Annotated in this window: 16 protein-coding genes; 6 read left to right on the top strand and 10 right to left on the bottom strand. The window is 64.3% G+C overall.

Going from position 1 to position 16,764, the window contains the following annotated elements; translation table 11 throughout:
- Nucleotides 1-6: 6 nt before the first annotated feature.
- A complete protein-coding gene (locus tag K2U94_RS08060; RefSeq protein WP_243066721.1) occupies nt 7-186 on the bottom strand; it encodes a hypothetical protein in 180 nt (59 codons plus the stop codon).
- A gap of 121 nt (nt 187-307) precedes the next feature.
- On the opposite strand from K2U94_RS08060, the gene cysS reads away from it, so the two are divergent.
- From cysS to ppk2, 5 genes are all read left to right on the top strand, one after another.
- Nucleotides 308-1,747 carry a cysteine--tRNA ligase gene (gene cysS, locus K2U94_RS08055; RefSeq protein ID WP_243066720.1) on the top strand — a complete coding sequence of 480 codons (1,440 nt, stop codon included), beginning with the start codon at nt 308-310 and terminating at the stop codon, nt 1,745-1,747.
- Nucleotides 1,747-1,890 (top strand): hypothetical protein, encoded by a 144-nt coding sequence (locus K2U94_RS08050; protein WP_243066719.1) that lies wholly within the window; start codon nt 1,747-1,749, stop codon nt 1,888-1,890. The genes cysS and K2U94_RS08050 overlap by 1 nt, the downstream gene beginning before the upstream one ends.
- Nucleotides 1,890-2,387, top strand: coding sequence for a GNAT family N-acetyltransferase (locus K2U94_RS08045; RefSeq protein ID WP_243066718.1), 498 nt, complete (start codon nt 1,890-1,892; stop codon nt 2,385-2,387). Before K2U94_RS08050 ends, K2U94_RS08045 begins: the two co-directional genes overlap by 1 nt.
- A complete protein-coding gene (gene cimA / locus K2U94_RS08040) occupies nt 2,384-3,973 on the top strand; it encodes a citramalate synthase (protein ID WP_243066717.1) in 1,590 nt (529 codons plus the stop codon). The genes K2U94_RS08045 and cimA overlap by 4 nt, the downstream gene beginning before the upstream one ends.
- Before the next feature lie 187 nt (nt 3,974-4,160).
- Nucleotides 4,161-5,120, top strand: coding sequence for a polyphosphate kinase 2 (ppk2, locus tag K2U94_RS08035; protein ID WP_425332547.1), 960 nt, complete (start codon nt 4,161-4,163; stop codon nt 5,118-5,120).
- Nucleotides 5,121-5,365: 245 nt separating this feature from the next.
- On the opposite strand, the gene K2U94_RS20745 is transcribed toward ppk2, so the two are convergent.
- The 9 genes from K2U94_RS20745 to K2U94_RS07995 form a co-directional block, all read right to left on the bottom strand.
- Nucleotides 5,366-5,587 (bottom strand): GCG_CRPN prefix-to-repeats domain-containing protein, encoded by a 222-nt coding sequence (locus tag K2U94_RS20745; RefSeq protein WP_425332509.1) that lies wholly within the window; start codon nt 5,585-5,587, stop codon nt 5,366-5,368.
- A 274-nt stretch (nt 5,588-5,861) separates the two neighbouring features.
- Nucleotides 5,862-7,502: an alpha-keto acid decarboxylase family protein gene (locus K2U94_RS08030; RefSeq protein WP_243066715.1), complete on the bottom strand. Its 1,641-nt coding sequence runs from the start codon at nt 7,500-7,502 to the stop codon at nt 5,862-5,864.
- Between the two features lie 163 nt (nt 7,503-7,665).
- Nucleotides 7,666-8,469 carry a DUF2182 domain-containing protein gene (locus K2U94_RS08025; RefSeq protein ID WP_243066714.1) on the bottom strand — a complete coding sequence of 268 codons (804 nt, stop codon included), beginning with the start codon at nt 8,467-8,469 and terminating at the stop codon, nt 7,666-7,668.
- A complete protein-coding gene (locus tag K2U94_RS08020; RefSeq protein WP_243066713.1) occupies nt 8,435-9,034 on the bottom strand; it encodes a DUF1326 domain-containing protein in 600 nt (199 codons plus the stop codon). Before K2U94_RS08020 ends, K2U94_RS08025 begins: the two co-directional genes overlap by 35 nt.
- Nucleotides 9,035-9,385: 351 nt before the next feature.
- Entirely contained in the window at nt 9,386-11,449 is a 2,064-nt protein-coding gene (locus K2U94_RS08015; RefSeq protein ID WP_243066712.1) for an acyltransferase family protein, read from the bottom strand.
- Entirely contained in the window at nt 11,450-12,007 is a 558-nt protein-coding gene (ilvN, locus tag K2U94_RS08010) for an acetolactate synthase small subunit (RefSeq protein ID WP_243066711.1), read from the bottom strand.
- A gap of 210 nt (nt 12,008-12,217) precedes the next feature.
- The gene (locus K2U94_RS08005) at nt 12,218-13,978 is read right to left on the bottom strand and encodes an acetolactate synthase 3 large subunit (RefSeq protein ID WP_243066710.1); all 1,761 of its coding nucleotides are present in this window, start codon (nt 13,976-13,978) and stop codon (nt 12,218-12,220) included.
- A gap of 216 nt (nt 13,979-14,194) precedes the next feature.
- Entirely contained in the window at nt 14,195-14,755 is a 561-nt protein-coding gene (gene rsmD, locus K2U94_RS08000) for a 16S rRNA (guanine(966)-N(2))-methyltransferase RsmD (protein WP_243066709.1), read from the bottom strand.
- A 1-nt stretch (nt 14,756) separates the two neighbouring features.
- Entirely contained in the window at nt 14,757-16,178 is a 1,422-nt protein-coding gene (locus tag K2U94_RS07995) for a pseudouridine synthase (protein ID WP_243066708.1), read from the bottom strand.
- Between the two features lie 79 nt (nt 16,179-16,257).
- Between K2U94_RS07995 and K2U94_RS07990 the strand changes: the two genes are divergently transcribed.
- Nucleotides 16,258-16,716 (top strand): nucleoside deaminase, encoded by a 459-nt coding sequence (locus tag K2U94_RS07990; RefSeq protein ID WP_243066707.1) that lies wholly within the window; start codon nt 16,258-16,260, stop codon nt 16,714-16,716.
- Nucleotides 16,717-16,764 lie beyond the last annotated feature (48 nt).

Here is a 16,764-nt window from a genome sequence, read left to right as displayed (position 1 = left end):
CGATTCTCAGACGTCGCGCCCCCGGAAACCGTCGATGAGTGGCGCGCGTTTCGCGTCGGGGGCGCCGCCCTGCGGACAGGGATCCCGGGCGGCTTGCGACAACGCCGTCGCGCCTTTGATCGCCCGGCGCGCCCCGTCCGAAAACGCCTTGACGCCGCCGCCCGAAAACAACATGGTGCCGGCCATGACGCATTCGAAAATTCTTTGCGGGATTTCGATTATCAGCTAGCTGCAAAGCTGGCTGGCGCCGTCATGTCTCCCTTCCCGTCCTGCGAGATCGACGCCCCGGCCAGAGCCAGGGGAATTCATGTCCATCTCGACGCCCGTAAAACTATACAACACGCTCACCCGCGAGCGTGAAGTCTTCTCGCCCCTCGACTCCGGCAACGTGCGGCTCTATGTCTGCGGGCCGACGGTCTATGACTTCGCCCATATTGGCAACGCCCGGCCTTTGATCGTCTTCGACGTGCTTTACCGCCTGCTTCGGGAAAAATACGGCGCCGATCATGTCACCTATGTCCGCAACATCACCGACGTGGACGACAAGATCAACGCCCGCGCCGCCGAACGCGGCGTCACCATCCGCGAGCTGACCGAAGAGACCAACCGCGTCTTCCAGGAAGACGTCGCCGCGCTCGGCTGTCTGCCGCCGAACGTCCAGCCGCGCGCCACCGAACATATCGCCGAAATGATCGTGATCATCGAGCGCCTGATCGCCCGGGGCCACGCTTATGCCGCCGACGGCCATGTACTGTTCGACGTGCCCTCCATGCCCGATTATGGCGCGCTCTCCCGCCGCCCGCTTGACGACATGATCGCCGGCGCCCGTGTCGAGGTCGCGCCCTACAAGAAGGGCGAGATGGATTTCGTGCTGTGGAAGCCCTCGAAGGAGGGCGAGCCGGGCTGGGACAGCCCGTGGGGCTTCGGGCGCCCGGGCTGGCATCTCGAATGCTCCGCCATGTCGCACAAGCATCTCGGCGAGGTCTTCGACATCCACGGCGGCGGCATCGACCTTGTCTTCCCCCATCACGAGAATGAAATCGCCCAGACGCGCTGCGCATTCGGCCACGACGTGATGGCGAATGTCTGGATGCACAACGGCTTCCTGCAGGTCGAAGGCGAGAAAATGTCGAAGAGCCTCGGCAATTTCATCACCATCCACGAATTGCTTCATTCGGACAAATTCGGCGGCAAGCCCTGGCGCGGCGAGGTCCTGCGCCTCGCCATGCTGCGCAGCCATTACCGCCAGCCGATCGACTGGACCGTGAAGGCGCTGGAGGAGGCCGAAAAGACGCTGGCGCGCTGGTACGGCGTCTTGCGCGCCCAGGGCGTGACGGCGGTGAGCGCTCACGATGCGCCCCTGCGCGCGGCCTTCGTTGAAGCCTTGTGCGACGATCTTAACATCCCGCGCGCCATGGCCGAACTGCACGCCATGGCCGGCAAGGCCGAGCCGCGCGACGACGACAGCCAGACCGCCAAAGCCGAAGCCGAAAAGCTCGCCCGCGCCGCCAGCCTGCTCGGCCTGCTCGAGGGCGATCCCGCGACATGGGCGCAGAAGGCGCCCGAGGCGAACGTGGACGCTGCGGAAGTTGAACGGTTGGTGGCTGACCGCCTTGCTGCGCGAAAGGCGCGTAATTTCGCCGAATCCGACCGCCTGCGCGACGTGCTGGCCGAAATGGGCGTGAAGCTCAAGGACGGCAAGGACAGGGCGACCGGCGAGCCGACAACGGAATGGGAGGTTGCCTGATGAGCGAACCGAAGGACGAGAAGGAAAAGGACTGGCGCGACACGCTGCCCTTTCCGGCCCATTGGCTCTATTACATCGCCGCAAAGGTGGTGATCGTCGCCCTGGTCGCCGGTTTTGCACTGCATTACTACGGACTGCTGTGATGCGCGAGAATATCGCCCTGCGCCCCGCTTTGCCCGCCGACGCCCCGGCTCTGGCCGCGCTGTTTCGCGCCAGCGTCGAGGTACTGGCGCAGGAGGATTACAGCGAGGCGCAGGTCGAGGCCTGGGCGGCGCTGGCCGACGACGAAGCGGCCTTTGCAAAAAAACTCGCCGACGAACTGACCATTGTCGCGACGGTCGGCAGCGAAATCGCCGGCTTCGCCAGCCTCAAGGGCGCCGACCATCTCGACATGCTCTATGTCCATCCCGCGCACATTCGGCGCGGCGTGGGAACCGGACTCTGCGACGCGATGGAAAAGCTCGCCGGCGCACGTCGCGCCGCCAGTCTCACCGCCGACGTCTCCGATTGCGCGCACGCCTTTTTCGCCGCACGCAAATATGAGGCGCAAAAGCGCAACATGGTTTTCCTGGGCGACGAGGTCCTGGGCAACACCACCATGACCAAGAAACTCGCCTCGGCGCCTGAGAAGATCCAATGAGCCGCGAACGCGTCACGCTTTTCGACACCACTTTGCGCGACGGCGCCCAGACCACCGGCGTCGATTTCTCGCTCGACGACAAGAAGCAGATCGCGGCTCTGCTCGACGCGCTCGGCATCGATTATGTCGAGGGCGGCTATCCCGGCGCCAATCCGCTCGACACCGAATTCTTCAAGAGCCGGAGGACAGCCAAGGCGCGCTTCGCCGCCTTCGGCATGACCCGGCGCGCGGGGCGCTCCGCCTCCAACGACCCCGGAATCGCCGCCCTGCTCGACAGCGCCGCCGATTCAATCGTTTTCGTCGCCAAGAGCTGGGATTATCAGGTGCTTGTGGCGCTCGGCTGCTCGCTTGAGGAAAATCTCGACGGCATCACCGACAGCGTCCGCGCCGCGGTAGCCTCCGGGCGCGAGACCATTCTCGATTGCGAGCATTTCTTCGACGGCTACAAGGCCAATCCCGAATATGCGATTCAATGCGCCGCGGCGGCCTATGCTGCCGGCGCGCGCTGGATCGCCTTGTGCGACACCAATGGCGGCACGCTTCCCCACGAGGTCGAAGAAATCGTCCGCGCGGTTTCGGTCCATGTGCCGGGCGACCACCTCGCCATCCACGCCCATAACGACACCGAGCAGGCGGTGGCCAATTCGCTCGCCGCCGTGCGCGCCGGGGCGCGGCAGATTCACGGCACGCTCAACGGCCTCGGCGAGCGCTGCGGCAACGCCAATCTGTGCTCGATCATTCCGACGCTGATGTTGAAGCCGGAATATTCCGAGAAATACGAGATCGGCGTGACCGAAGAGAGCCTGCGCGGCCTGACCAAGATCAGCCATGCGCTCGACGAATTGCTCAACCGCGCGCCCAACCGCCACGCGCCCTATGTCGGCGCCTCGGCCTTCGCCACCAAGGCGGGCATCCACGCTTCCGCCGTGATGAAGGACCCGCGCACCTATGAGCACGTCACGCCGGAAAGCGTTGGCAACAGCCGCCGCGTGCTGGTGTCCGACCAGGCCGGCAAATCGAACATTCTCGCCGAGCTGGAGCGGCTTGGCGTGCCGGTCGGCAGGGAAGATCCGCGCATCGCCCGCCTTCTGGTCGCGGTCAAGGACAAGGAGGCGCAGGGCTATGCCTTCGAGGGCGCCGACGCCAGTTTCGAACTGCTGGCGCGCCGCGTGCTTGGCCATGTGCCGGATTATTTCGAGGTCGATCGCTTCCGCGTCGATGTCGAGCGCCGCCACAATGCGCGCGGCGAACTGGAGACTTTTTCCGAGGCCACCGTGCGGGTCAATATCGACGGCCAGAGCCTGATCTCGGCCGCCGAGGGCAACGGCCCCGTCCATGCGCTCTATGGCGCCCTGTGCAAGGACCTCGGCAAATATCAGCAATATATCGACGATATCGAACTGCTCGATTTCAAGGTCCGCATCTTCCAGGGCGGCGCCGACGCCGTGACCCGGGTGCTGATCGAATTCGGCGACAAGGATGGGGAAACCTGGACCACGGTCGGGGTGTCGCCCAACCTCATCGACGCCTCGTTCCAGGCTTTGCTCGACGCGATTCAATACAAGCTGCTGAAAGCGGGGGCCTGAACTGCTTCAATAATGCGCGACGCATTGCGCGGGATCATGGCTCCGGCAGGATAATTACAGTAGTGTGACGGGAATTGCCGGCGCTCTGCTGGGCGCCGCGCCGTGCTTTGCGTCCCGTGGAGGACTTGCTTTGGCCCAAACCCTCGAACCGACCGAAACGCACGCCAATGCCGAGGGGGCGGCGGCAATGCCCGCGCCGGCCGTCCCGGCGCCCAAAGCCGCCGCAAAACCCGCCGCCAAGCCCAAGGCCCCCGAGCCTGAAGTTTCCCCCCAGCATCACATCGCCCAGATGCGGCATGACCCTGTCGCGATCCGCCGGGTGTTCGAGACCGGCGAATACCCTTACGCCGTGCATATGCGCACCGCGCCTTATGAAGAGCACATGCTGAAACTCCAGCAGGAATTGCTCAAGGCGCAGCGCTGGGTCGAGACCAGCGGCGAAAAGATCGTCATGCTGTTCGAGGGCCGCGACGCCGCCGGCAAGGGCGGCACGATCAAGCGCTATATGGAACATATGAATCCGCGCACCGCGCGGGTGGTGGCGCTGCAGAAGCCGACCGAGCGCGAGCGCACCCAATGGTTTTTCCAGCGCTATATTTCGCAACTGCCCTCGGCCGGCGAACTCTGCCTGTTCGACCGCTCGTGGTATAACCGCGCCGGGGTCGAGCGGGTCATGGGCTTCTGCACGCCGAGCGAATATCTCGAATTCATGCGCCAGTGCCCGGAAGTCGAGCGCATGCTGACGCGCGCCGGCGTCCGGCTGGTCAAATATTGGTTCTCGGTGTCGCGCGAGGAACAGCGCCGCCGCTTCGAGGCGCGCAAGATCGACCCGCTGAAACAATGGAAGCTGTCGCCGATCGACCTCGCCTCGCTCGACAAATGGGACGAATATACCGAGGCGAAGGAGGCGATGTTCTTCTATACCGACACGGCCGACGCGCCCTGGACCATCATCAAGGCCGACGACAAGAAGCGCGCCCGCCTCAATTGCATGACCCATTTCCTGTGGACTCTGCCCTATCCCAACAAGGACGCCTCGATCGTCAGGCCGCCGGACCCACTGATCGTCGGCTCGACCGAACATGTCATCGGCCATGACATGCACATCATCGAGAAAACCGTGCATCCCGCCAACAAGAGGGGGTGAAGGCCGGGCCGCGCTGAGCTGGCGGTCGAAATCCGACGCCTGGTGCATTCGGGAATGAGTGCGTTCGGCTCGAAGCCGTCATCCGCAGGATGTTTGACGATCGTCCCAAGTCGACGCAAAGGGGACATCGTTCCAACCGGCGTTCGGCTCCCGTCGCGTGAGTGGAAATCTCGATTGGCGCGCCGGCGCCGGGTTCGAGGACGCCAAGCGCGCCGTCTGTTTCGGCGCGCGTCGCCGAAGGGCAATCACCTGAAGCAGCGCAGCGTTCCATTGGGCATACGAACGGCTCTATGGCCCGTATGTCTCCGGCACCAGCCTTCATTTTGACCGCCCCATACGCATCGGCCCCACGCATTGCGATGCCGGTTAGGACCGCAGCCGCCCAACGCGAACGCCGGCGCAATCGCCGACGACAAGGCGGTGGAAAGAATCACGACGCCGAGCAACACGGTCCTGAGCACTTTCATGAATACCTCCCCTTGAGGCTCGACTGTGGTAAGTCGCGGTTCTATTTGTACTTCAAACGAGCACTCGGGTATAGCGCGGCAAAACCTTCCCGCGACAAAAAGGTCGCCGTGCATGCGTCGGCGCGCCTGAACCCCATTGACGGGTGTCCGCCCATCTTTGCCCTTGCCATCAGCGCCCGCAACCTTCCGCTTCCCGCCGTTCTGGATCATTCATGAAGGGGAACCACGCGCCCAATTTCGACCACTCGCCGCGCGACATCGCTTTGCGCCGCGTTCACTCGTAGAGCTTGCGGAACGTCTGGTGCATCTTCGTCGCCAGGTCCGACGCCGCATAAGCGTCGGTGACGATTTCGATATAGACGCCCGTCTCGGCGTGGCTCGCCGCCTCCAGCGCCTGATCGAATTCGGCGCAGGTTTCGACCCGCGCCGAGAACCAGCCGTCGCAGCCGAAGGCCTGTGGCAACAGGCTGTATCGCCAGGGCGCGATGTCGTTATAGGCGATCCCGGGCTCGCGGCATAACAGGCGCTCGATCAGATAGCCGGAATTATTGACCACGAAGACGATCGGCTTCCGCCCGTAGCGCGCGAACTGGCTGATCTCCTGGACCGTGAACTGATGAGCGCCGTCGCCGGTGAGCAGCACGACGCGCCGCTCGGGCGCTGCGATCGAAGCGCCGAAAGCCGCGGGCGTGGCCCAGCCGATCGAGCCCCACAGGGTCTGGTTGTAGAAATTGGCGCCGGAAGGCATTTGCGCGAAACCGAGCCCCATCGAGGTGGTGCCGGTTTCGGCGAAAAGAATGTCGTTCTCGCGCAGGAAACCGGCGAGGCGCGGATAGAGCGCGGCGGCGTCAATCTTGTCATCGCCCGCGCCTGTCGCCTTACCGAGCCTCTTCGGCGCGATCTTCGGCCAGTCGCGGCGCGAAAGCCGCGAGGTCAGGCTTTTCAGCAAATCGCCGAGTTCGGCATTGAAAAAAGTCTTGTCGCCAACCCGGACGCGATGCTTGCCGATGGAAATGGTTCTGGCGGGATCGAGCCGCGAGGTGAAAGCCCCGGTGTTGAAATCGGTCATCAATGTGCCGATGGCCAGAACCTGGTCCGCCTCTTCGACAAAGGCGCGCACCTCGGGCTGCATCAGCGCGCCGTCATACATGCCGACGTAGCAGGGATGGGTCTCGTCGAGCACGGATTTGTCCATGAACATGGTGGCGAAGGGCAGGCCCGAAACGGCGATCAGCTCATGCAGGGCGGGCTGCAATCCGGCGCGAGCGATCAGCACGCCGGGCAGGACGCAGGCCGAGCGCGCCTTGTCGATCGCCTCAACAATCACCTCGCTCACATGGGCCAAAGCGTCCGGGTCGCTTTGCGGCGAGGCGATCGCACGCGCCTCGCCGGCGACGGGCGCGGAGGCGAGATCGGCGGGAAAGACCATGTAGACCGGGCGCAGATGATAGAGCGCCTCGGCGATCAGCCGTTCGGTTTCATAGGCGACATTCTGCGGGGTCATCACCGCATGGGCGCAGACCACCGGCTCGGACATGCGGCGAAACAGGTCGTACTCACCATTTCCCAGCGTGTGGTGCATAAGAGCGCGCGATTCCTGGATCGCGACATTGGGCGCGCCGACGAGATGAAACACCGGGAGATGTTCGGCATAGGCGCCGGCGACGCCGTTGATCGCCGAAAGCTCGCCCACCCCATAAGTGGTGCAGAGCGCGCCGACGCCCCTGATCCTGGCGTAACCCTCGGCGGCATAAGCGGCGCTGAGCTCGTTGCAGCAGCCGATCCAGCGCAGACCGGGCTCGTTGCAGATGGCGTCATTGACCGGAAAGGCGTAATCGCCCGGCACGCCGAAAACATCGGTCACGCCGATGTCGCGAAGGCGTCGCAAAACATATTGGATGACACTCGTGGCCATGGGAATCTCCCGCGCGTCCGGCGCAGGATAGATCAGAGCCGCCGATCGGTCGCCACCTCAATGCTGAAAACCGGCGCGAATGGTGAAACATGGCGAACTCGCGATGGCGCAACCCATCCAAAAAGCAGAACGCCGGTCGCGCAAGCCCTGGAAGGGCGCGCGGTCACGCCAGTAAAGGCCGGGTCCAACTTACAACGCCAGCGCCGATCATGACCACGCCCAACAAGCGGGCGACCAGTTCACCCTTTGGCGCGAGTTTTTCTATCGCGACAAGTGCGGCGAGGGCGACGACCCAGAGCAGATTCATCGCGCCGCCGACAAACAGAAGCGCCATCAGCCCCCAGCAGCACCCAATACAATAAAGGCCGTGGCGCATTCCCATCCGCCAGGCGCCGAGAAGCCCATCGCTCCAGTCGTTCATCAGGAAGCCAAGCGGCGAACGACACGCGCGCAGACAGGCAAGTTTGATCGGGCTGAACTGAAAAACGCCCGCGATCAGGAGAAGCGCCGCGCTGAACACAGGCGACATGCTCACAATCATTGGCGAGATCCATCCGGCCGATTGCAGCGCCCATTGCGCGGCGGTCGCCGCGCCGCTGAAAGCGCCCCATAAGGCGAGATATGCGGCCACGAAAAAGAAGGTTCTCGCGCCGTCGCCGCGCCGCCGGTTCAGCGCCGAAAAACACATCGCCATCGGCGCCGCCGAAGGCAGCATCATCGCCGCCATCATAACGGCCCACATGACGAAAACCGCAAACCAGTTCGCCGTCGACCATTCGCCTGTCGGCATGGCCAGCTGGGCCGCCGGACTGTCCATGTTGGTGGCTCCCCACAACAGGACGAGCCATCCTCCGAGCGTCGCCGCCCAAATGCCCGCCGCCGTCCATGGGCGCTCGAAGATCAGTTCGCGCGATGACGCGGTGACGCTCTGATCAACTTTGGTAGGCGAACGGCGCGAAGAAACCATTTCGCCCTCCGACCTCGCATTTGATTCCGAAATCGTCGATCCTGAGGTGCGAAGCGCGGGATACCGTCACAGGGTATCCGGGCGATATTGCCAGCGGATGCCCCTTGATCTCGGTCGTTCCGCCGCCCTGGCCCTGAATCGCCTCCATCTCGGTTGAAGCGGCGCCATCCACTTCAAAACGGAACTGTCGGTTCCCGCTTTCGCTAAAGCTGATTCTTGCGGGGCGCGCGCCCAGGACTTCGCCGATCAGCGGTCCGAGGTTGGCGAGATGTCCGCCGTCGGCGCCCGAGAATATTCCCTGGAGGGCGGCCTTTTGCTTGTCGTCGCCGCGACTGTCCAGATAGAGCGCAACTTTCCACTGGCCGTCTTTCATATTGCCGGGCGCAAATGCGATGAGCGCGGCGTTCAACCCGTCGAGAACGGCGTCGCCATGACGACCTTTGTCAATGTGCCATCCGACAAGAACTCTGCAATCATCCTCGGTTGGCGGCGAGAGGAAGATGCACGGACACGCCGCCTCGCAATTGCAAGCCTCGATATATGTGCCTTCGACGCTCCATGTCATGAGAACCTCCTCGGAGATTTGCCGATCCCGCATTGCCGGTCCGCGGCGAATGAGGTTCATTAGGCGGTCGACGGATACCAGTGACGGCGCCGCCGATTTCCGGGCGACGCCCTCGGCGCGAGTCCGGCCGCCTCGCCGTCAACGCCAACGGTCTCCCTTGAACGACTAAGCTGAGAGCGGACTCTCCCGGGAGAAAAACGAGGATCTCGCTCTTTTGGTTCCAGCCGGTCGGATCACGCGCCGGACTGCGGCAAGATCGAGCGCAAGGCGCCGCGTTCTCACCAGCCGATCGAAGGTCTGGAACCACCGTCTTGGTCGATCTTTGCCTCGCCAGGTTTCAGATTTCGACCGCTAGTTTCCCCGCGCCTTGCCCAGAAGCGGGTCGATGACCGGCGCAAGAATATTTTTGACCGCGAAAATCGAGCCGTCGAAACTGTAATGGCCGTAATCGACCGCGATCATGTCCTCCGGCAACTTGTCGCCGACCAGACGGCGGCATTCGCCGGCGCGGCACAATTTTGCGGCCTGGGACACGTAAGTTGCGCCCGGCCCCCAATCCATTTTTTTGAGCCGCGCGTCGGCGGCGCGCGATTCAGGCCGCAGGCCGATGGCGGAAAATTCCGGCGGCTTTTTGCCGGTGTTGACATCGAGCCCGACCAGAATGGGCAGGAAGGGCGACCAGGTCGGGATTTCGCCGGCGATCACGATATTCTTCACCCCATCCTTGTGCAGCCTGTGCACATTGGCGAGGAAATCGTTGAAATAATTCGGATAGAGCCAGGCGTGATCGGAGGCGTAGGAGGCGAAATAGGCCCCCACCACCAGAACGTCCGGCTTGATCGCGCGAATCTGCCGGAATACATATTGGTTGATCGCGTGGCAGCGCGGCGTGCCCCCGGCGCCCTGATCCATCGGCGTGTTCTCGATCAGCGGCATGCAATAGGTCGCGGTCATCGCGACGACATTGGCGCGCCCGGCAAATTCATGCTCCAGCCCGACGAAGAGAACGGCGGCGTGGGAATCGCCGACGATCATGATGGTCGGCTTGCGCGGATCGGCGATGACGCCGCAATGATTCGCCTCGAAGAAGGACGCGGCGCGCCGCCTTTCCTCTTCTAGGGAAAAGCGCTTTTCCTCGCGCTGATAGAAGCAGGCCTGCAGGCGCGGCAGGTCGGCGCCTGTCTTGGTGTAATTGAAGATGCGGACGACTTCCGGCGGGAAGCGGTTTGGAACGCCGTCCGCGACTCTGGTGGCGCTGCCGACGACGCCGGTGACGCCAAGCAGCGCGACCAGCGCCAGCGCGACGGCGCGCGGGCGGCGACGGAAGAGGTGGCCGACCGGCCGCTCGACGAAACGCCAGGTCAGATAAGCGAGGACGACAGCGAGCGCGGACAGCGCCGCCATGGTGGCGCCGTCCGGCGTCACGCCGGGCCGGATATGGGCGAAGGCGAACAAGGGCCAGTGCCAGAGATAAAGCGGATAGGAAATCAGTCCGAAAAATTGCGCGACGCGGTTGCCGAGCACATAAGCGCCGATGCGCGAGCCCGGAAAGGCGATCACCAAGGCGCTGCCGAGCGCCGGCGCCAGCGCCCGCCAGCCGGGGAAAGCTTGCGTTTCGTCGAGCAGGACATAAGAAGCGCAGATCAGCGCGACCCCGAGCCCCGCGCCGACATCGGCCCAAGGCCGCTCGGGATGGGGCGCGCGATGCAGAATGAACACTTCCCGCCACGCCAGCAGCGCGCCGAGCGCCAGTTCCCAGGCGCGGGTCCACGGCAGATAGAAGGCGGCTGAAGGGTCGCGCGGCGTCTCATAGAGGCAGAAGGCCAGCGACAGCGCGAAGATCAGCGCGATTCCGGGCCCGAGCCAGCGCCGCCCGGCGGAAAACAGCAGCAGCATCGTCGCCGGCCAGAACAGATAAAACTGCTCCTCGATGCTCAGCGACCACAGATGCAGCAGCGGTTTGGAATTGGAAGCGATGTCGAAATAGCCTCCGATCCCCGCCGTCTGGCGCAACAGCCACAGATTGACGGTGAAATAGGAACTGGCCTCGATATGGCCGCCGATCATCCGGAACTGGCGCGGATCGGCCCACAGCCAGCCGAGGACCCAAACAAAGGAAGTGACAAGCAGCAGCGCCGGCAGAATCCGCTTGGCGCGCTTTGCGTAGAAGAACAGCAGCGAAAATTTTTCCGCCTCACGCTCGCTCAGGATGATGCGGGTGATGAGGAAGCCGGAAATGACGAAAAAGACATCAACGCCGGTAAAGCCGCCCGGCAGCAGGCCGTGATGGGCATGAAAGGCCACGACTCCGAGCACGGCCAGCGCGCGCAGGCCGTTGATGTCGGGACGGAAATCATGATGCCCGAGCGGTTTTGTCGCAGCGCCCGCGCGCGCTCCGGAGACGAGCTTATCCAATCACATGCCCTGCGGTCCGCGGGTGATCGCCGCGACGCCGGTGCGCGCGACCTCGACCAGCCCGATCGGTCGCATGAGCTCGACAAAGTCGTCGATCTTTTTCGGCGCACCGGTCAGTTCGAACACAAAGCTTTCCAGCGAGGCGTCGATGACGCGGGCGCGAAACGCCTCGGCGAGGCGCAAAGCCTCGACCCGGTTCTCGCCCTTGCCGCGCACCTTGATCATCGCCAGTTCGCGCTCGACCGCATTGCCGAGCAGGCTGAGGTCGGTGACCTTGTGGATCGGGACGATGCGCTCAAGCTGATGCGAAATCTGCTCGATCGTCTCCGGCGTGCCGGTGGTGACGATCGTGATGCGCGAAAGCTGCTGGGCGTGGGCGACTTCGGCCACCGTCAGGCTTTCGATATTATAGCCGCGTCCCGAGAACAGGCCGACGACGCGGGCGAGAACGCCTGGCTCGTTGTCGACCAGGACGGACAAGGTGTGGGTCTCGGTGCGCGAGGCCTTGCCGTTGGATGAGGAATAGGGCGAGAGCGCGGCGGGGGTCTGGGCGTTCATGAATTGCCGTCCATTTTCTCACTGAACCCCGTCATTGCGAGCCATTGGCGCGGATGGCGCGCCGGTTGAAGCGACGCCCGGCGCATATGCCGGGCTTTGGCGAAGCAATCCACCGTACGTACAAGCCGCGGCTTGGATTACTTCGTCCTGTCGCTCCTCGCAATGACGGCGAGGTTGAAGCAACGCGGCGCAAAGCGCCGCGCGGAAAACTCACACCAGCATCTTGCCCTTGTCGTCGATGACATTGCCGATATCCTCGTCGGCGTCGGGCAGGATCATTTCGTTGTGGGCCTTGCCCGACGGGATCATCGGCAGGCAGTTCTCGGCCTTGTCCACGACGCAGTCGAACAACACCGCCTCGGGACTGTCGATCATTTCCTGGATCGCGGCGTCGAGCTGCGAGGGATCGGAGCAGCGCATCCCCTTGATCCCATAGGCCTCCGCGAGCTTGACGAAATCGGGCAGAGCCTCGGAATAGGACGAGGAATAGCGCCCGCCATGCAGCAATTCCTGCCACTGGCGCACCATGCCCATATATTCGTTGTTCAGGATGAAGACCTTGACCGGGCAGCGGAACTGCTTCGCTGTCGAAAGCTCCTGAATGTTCATCAAGATGGAGGCCTCGCCCGCGATATCGACCACCAGAGCGTCGCGGTTGGCGAGCTGGGCTCCGATCGCCGCCGGCAGGCCATAGCCCATGGTGCCGAGGCCGCCCGACGTCATCCAGCGGTTGGGCTCCTCGAAGCGGTAATGCTGCGCCGCCCACATCTGATGCTGGCCGACCTCGGTGGTGATCAGGGTCTTGCGGCCCTTGGTCAACGCATAAAGCCGCTCGACCGCATATTGCGGTTTGATGACCGTGTCCGACTTCTTGTAGCCGAAGGAATTGCGGCCGCGCCAGCGGTCGATCTGGCCCCACCAGTCCTGCAACGCCTTCTTGTCGGCGGCGAGCGCCTCCGAGCGCCACAGCCGCACCATGTCCTCGAGCACATGGGCGCAGTCGCCGACGATGGCGAGATCGACCGGCACGTTCTTGTTGATCGAGGATGGGTCGATGTCGATGTGGATCTTCTTCGAATAAGGCGCGAAGGCGTCGAGACGGCCGGTGATGCGATCGTCGAAACGCGCGCCGACGGCGATCATCAGATCGCAATCGTGCATGGCGTTGTTCGCCTCATAGGAGCCGTGCATGCCCAACATCCCGAGCCAGGCCTTGCCCGAGGCCGGATAGGCGCCGAGGCCCATCAGGGTCGAGGTGATGGGAAATCCGGTCTGCGCCACCAGTTCGCGCAGCAGGGTCGAGGCCATCGGGCCGGCGTTGATGACGCCGCCGCCGGTATAAAAAATCGGCTTTTTGGCCTTGGCCATCATCGCCAAGGCCTGCTTGATCTTGCCGAGATCGCCCTTGAGCTGCGGCTGGTAGGTCTTGTGCTGGATGTTCTTCGGCGGGTTATAGGTCCCCGACGCGAATTGCACGTCCTTCGGAATATCGATCACCACCGGGCCGGGGCGGCCCGAGCGCGCGATATAGAAGGCCTCGTGCAGGATGCGGGGCAGGTCCTCGATCCGGCGGACGAGATAATTATGTTTCGTGCAATGGCGGGTGATGCCCACCGTGTCGCATTCCTGGAAGGCGTCCGAACCGATAAGATGGGTCGGCACCTGGCCGGTGATGCAGACGACGGGGATCGAATCCATCAAGGCGTCGGTCAGGCCGGTGATGGCGTTGGTCGCGCCGGGACCCGACGTCACCAGCAGGCAGCCGACCTTGCCCGACGAGCGGGCGTAGCCCTCCGCCGCATGGGCCGCGCCCTGCTCGTGGCGGACGAGAACATGCTGGATCCTGGTCTGATGAAAAAGCGCGTCATAGATCGGAAGGACCGCGCCGCCCGGATATCCGAACAAATGCGTCACGCCCTGATCCTGCAGGGCCTGCACCACCATTTCGGCGCCGGTCATCGTCTTCGACATCTTGAGCTCCAGACATGCTTGCTCGGGATACGCGCTCCCATGCGGCCAAAATAAAAAAGGCCCCTTTCGGGACCCGGGTATGCGCCATCGGCAGGTGATCCGGGTCAGACCCGGCCCGCTCGTGGCGCTCGCATAACTACAAGAATATTCCGCATGGGGGGATGTTCCCAGATTGTCTGTATCTCATAGGCCAGGCTGTCAGGCCGGTCAACCCTGTCAACTTGCCGCAGGGCGCAAAAAAATCACTTCGGTCTCGCCGTAATCGCGCCGCTCAAGCATGTCGAAGCCCGGCGCTGGCTCGAACATGGCCGCAGCCGCCTCCTCGACGATGACCAAAGCCTCCGGCGCGAGCCAGCCGCCGCGCGACAGCGAGGTCAGCGCCGGCTCGGCCAGACCGCGATTATAGGGCGGATCGAGAAAGGCGAGCGTATAGGGCGCCCCCGGCGGCTTGTCGCCCAGCTTGCGGGCGTCGCGCCGAAAAATGCGGGTGACGCCGCCGAGGCCCAAAGCCTCGACATTCTGGCGGATCAGGGCGCGCGCCTGGGCGCCGTCGTCCACGAAAAGGCAGAACTCCGCGCCGCGCGAAAGCGCCTCCAGCCCGAAGGCGCCGGTGCCTGCGAAAAGGTCGATCACCCGCGCGTTGGCGACCAGATCGCCATAGGAATGGGCGAGAATGTTGAAGAGGGTTTCGCGCAGCCGATCCGAGGTCGGGCGCAGGCCCTCGCCCCTCGGACCTTGCAGCGCCCGTCCCTTCAGCCGCCCGCCGACGATGCGCATCCTATTTGCCGCGCGGTTTTCTCGGCGCCCCCCCCTTGGGGGCGGCGTCGCGGCGGAAGAATTTCGCGGCGCCGGTCTCGCCGGACGGCTTGTGCTTGCCGCGGGCGGTCTTGCCGGTCCGAGCCCCTTTGTCGGCGCGGCCCTCGGTCTTTTCGCGCTCGGCCTTGAACCGCCGGGCGTTGCGGGTGTCGGCCGCTTCCTCCGCGCCGGCTTCCCCGCGTCTCGCCACGGCGCTCACGCGCTCGACCACCACCTTGCGGCCCTTGCGGTCCTCGGTGGCGGCGCTTTCGATGCGGCGGCGCTGACCTTTCTCCGCTTCCGCGCGGTCGCTGCGCAAAGCCGAGACGTGTTTTCTCGCGCGAGGTTTTTCCGTGCCCGGTTGGGCTTTTTTCGTGGCCCTCTCGGAAAGCGGACGCTCTCTGTCCTGCCGCGGGCGCTCTCTGTCCGGCCGCGGGCGCTCGCCAGCTTGCCGCGGGCGCTCGCTTTCTTGCCGCGGGCGCACGCTTTCCTGCCGCGGGCGCTTGGGACGCGGCCCGGTCCGCTCGCGCGGATCCGCACGCTCAGGCTCCGGCGTGCGATCGACGACCGGCCCGTCGAAATCGACCCCCGCCTGTTCGGCAAGACTCCCGCCGAGCTGTTCGGCAAGCACGCGGGTGCGCACCTCCTCCACCACGCCCTCAGCCATTTCGCCGAGCTGGAAAGGCCCGTAGGAAAGCCGGATCAGGCGGTTGGTCGCAAGGCCGAGATGTTCGAGCAGGCGCTTGACCTCGCGGTTCTTGCCCTCGCGCAAGCCGAGCGTGATCCAGACATTGGCGCCCTGCACCCGGTCGAGGCGCGCCTCGACCCCGGCATAATCGATCCCGTCGATGGTTACGCCCTTGGCCAGAGTGTCGAGCCGCGCCTGATCGGTGTCGCCATTAGCCCGCGCCCGGTAGCGGCGCAGCCAGCCGGTCGAGGGCAATTCCAGCACCCGGGCGAGACCGCCGTCATTGGTCAACAGCAGTAGGCCCTCGGTGTTGATGTCGAGCCGCCCGACCGACATGAGGCGCGGCAGATGCGGATTTTTTTCCGCGATATAATCGAACACGGTGGCGCGGCCTTCCGGATCGCGGTCGGTCGTCACCAGCCCGCGCGGCTTGTGGAACAGGAACAGCCGCGTGCGCTCGCGCGTCGACAGCGGCTTGCCGTCCACCGTCACCTTGTCCTTGTCCGTGATGTTTTTCGCCGCCGTGGTCAGAGTCTTGCCATTGACGGCGACGCGGCCCTGCTCGATCCAGCTTTCCGCGTCACGGCGCGAGCACAGGCCGGCGCGCGCCATGACCTTGGCGATGCGCTCGCCCTCGAAATCGCGGGCGGCGGGCGCGGGCTTTTTCGCAGCAGGCTTGCGGGCGGGACCGCCCTTTTTGGGAGTGTCGTTTTTCATGCCGGTCTGATAGCAGAGGCGCAGAACTTTGCGAATGTTTTTACCGTGAAGCCAACGGGTGGCTGGAAGAGGCGAAAGTTTGGGGGATTCGTCGGGAATAATCGAGCCTTGGGCGCGCGCCTTCGCCGAGGCGCGGGCGGCGGCCGCGCGGGGCGAGGCGCCCATCGGCGCCTGCGTGGTGAAGGACGGCGAAATCGTTGCTTCCGCCGGCAACCGCACCATTGAAGACCACGATCCGACAGCGCACGCCGAAGTGCTGGCGATCCGCGAGGCCGCGCGCAAATCGCGCGACGAGCGCCTGACCGGCTGCGACCTCTATGTGACGCTTGAGCCCTGCGCCATGTGCGCGGGCGCGATTTCCTTCGCGCGCATCCGCCGGCTTTATTTCGCGGCGGAAGACGAAAAAGGCGGCGCCGTGGACAACGGGCCGCGCTTTTTCTCGCAGAAAACCTGCCACCATCGCCCGGAAATCTACGGCGGCATCCGCGCCAGCGAAGCCGCCGACCTCTTGCGCGATTTTTTCAAGGCTCGCAGATGAAGGACGGTCGCTCTGGCGTGCGCCATCCGCTCGCGCAGTTTTGCGGTC

Source organism: Candidatus Rhodoblastus alkanivorans (assembly GCF_022760755.1).
Classification (GTDB): Bacteria; Pseudomonadota; Alphaproteobacteria; order Rhizobiales; family Beijerinckiaceae; genus Rhodoblastus; species Rhodoblastus alkanivorans.
The sequence above is the reverse complement of the archived record's forward strand: the minus strand, read 5'-3'. Positions and strand labels throughout refer to the sequence as shown.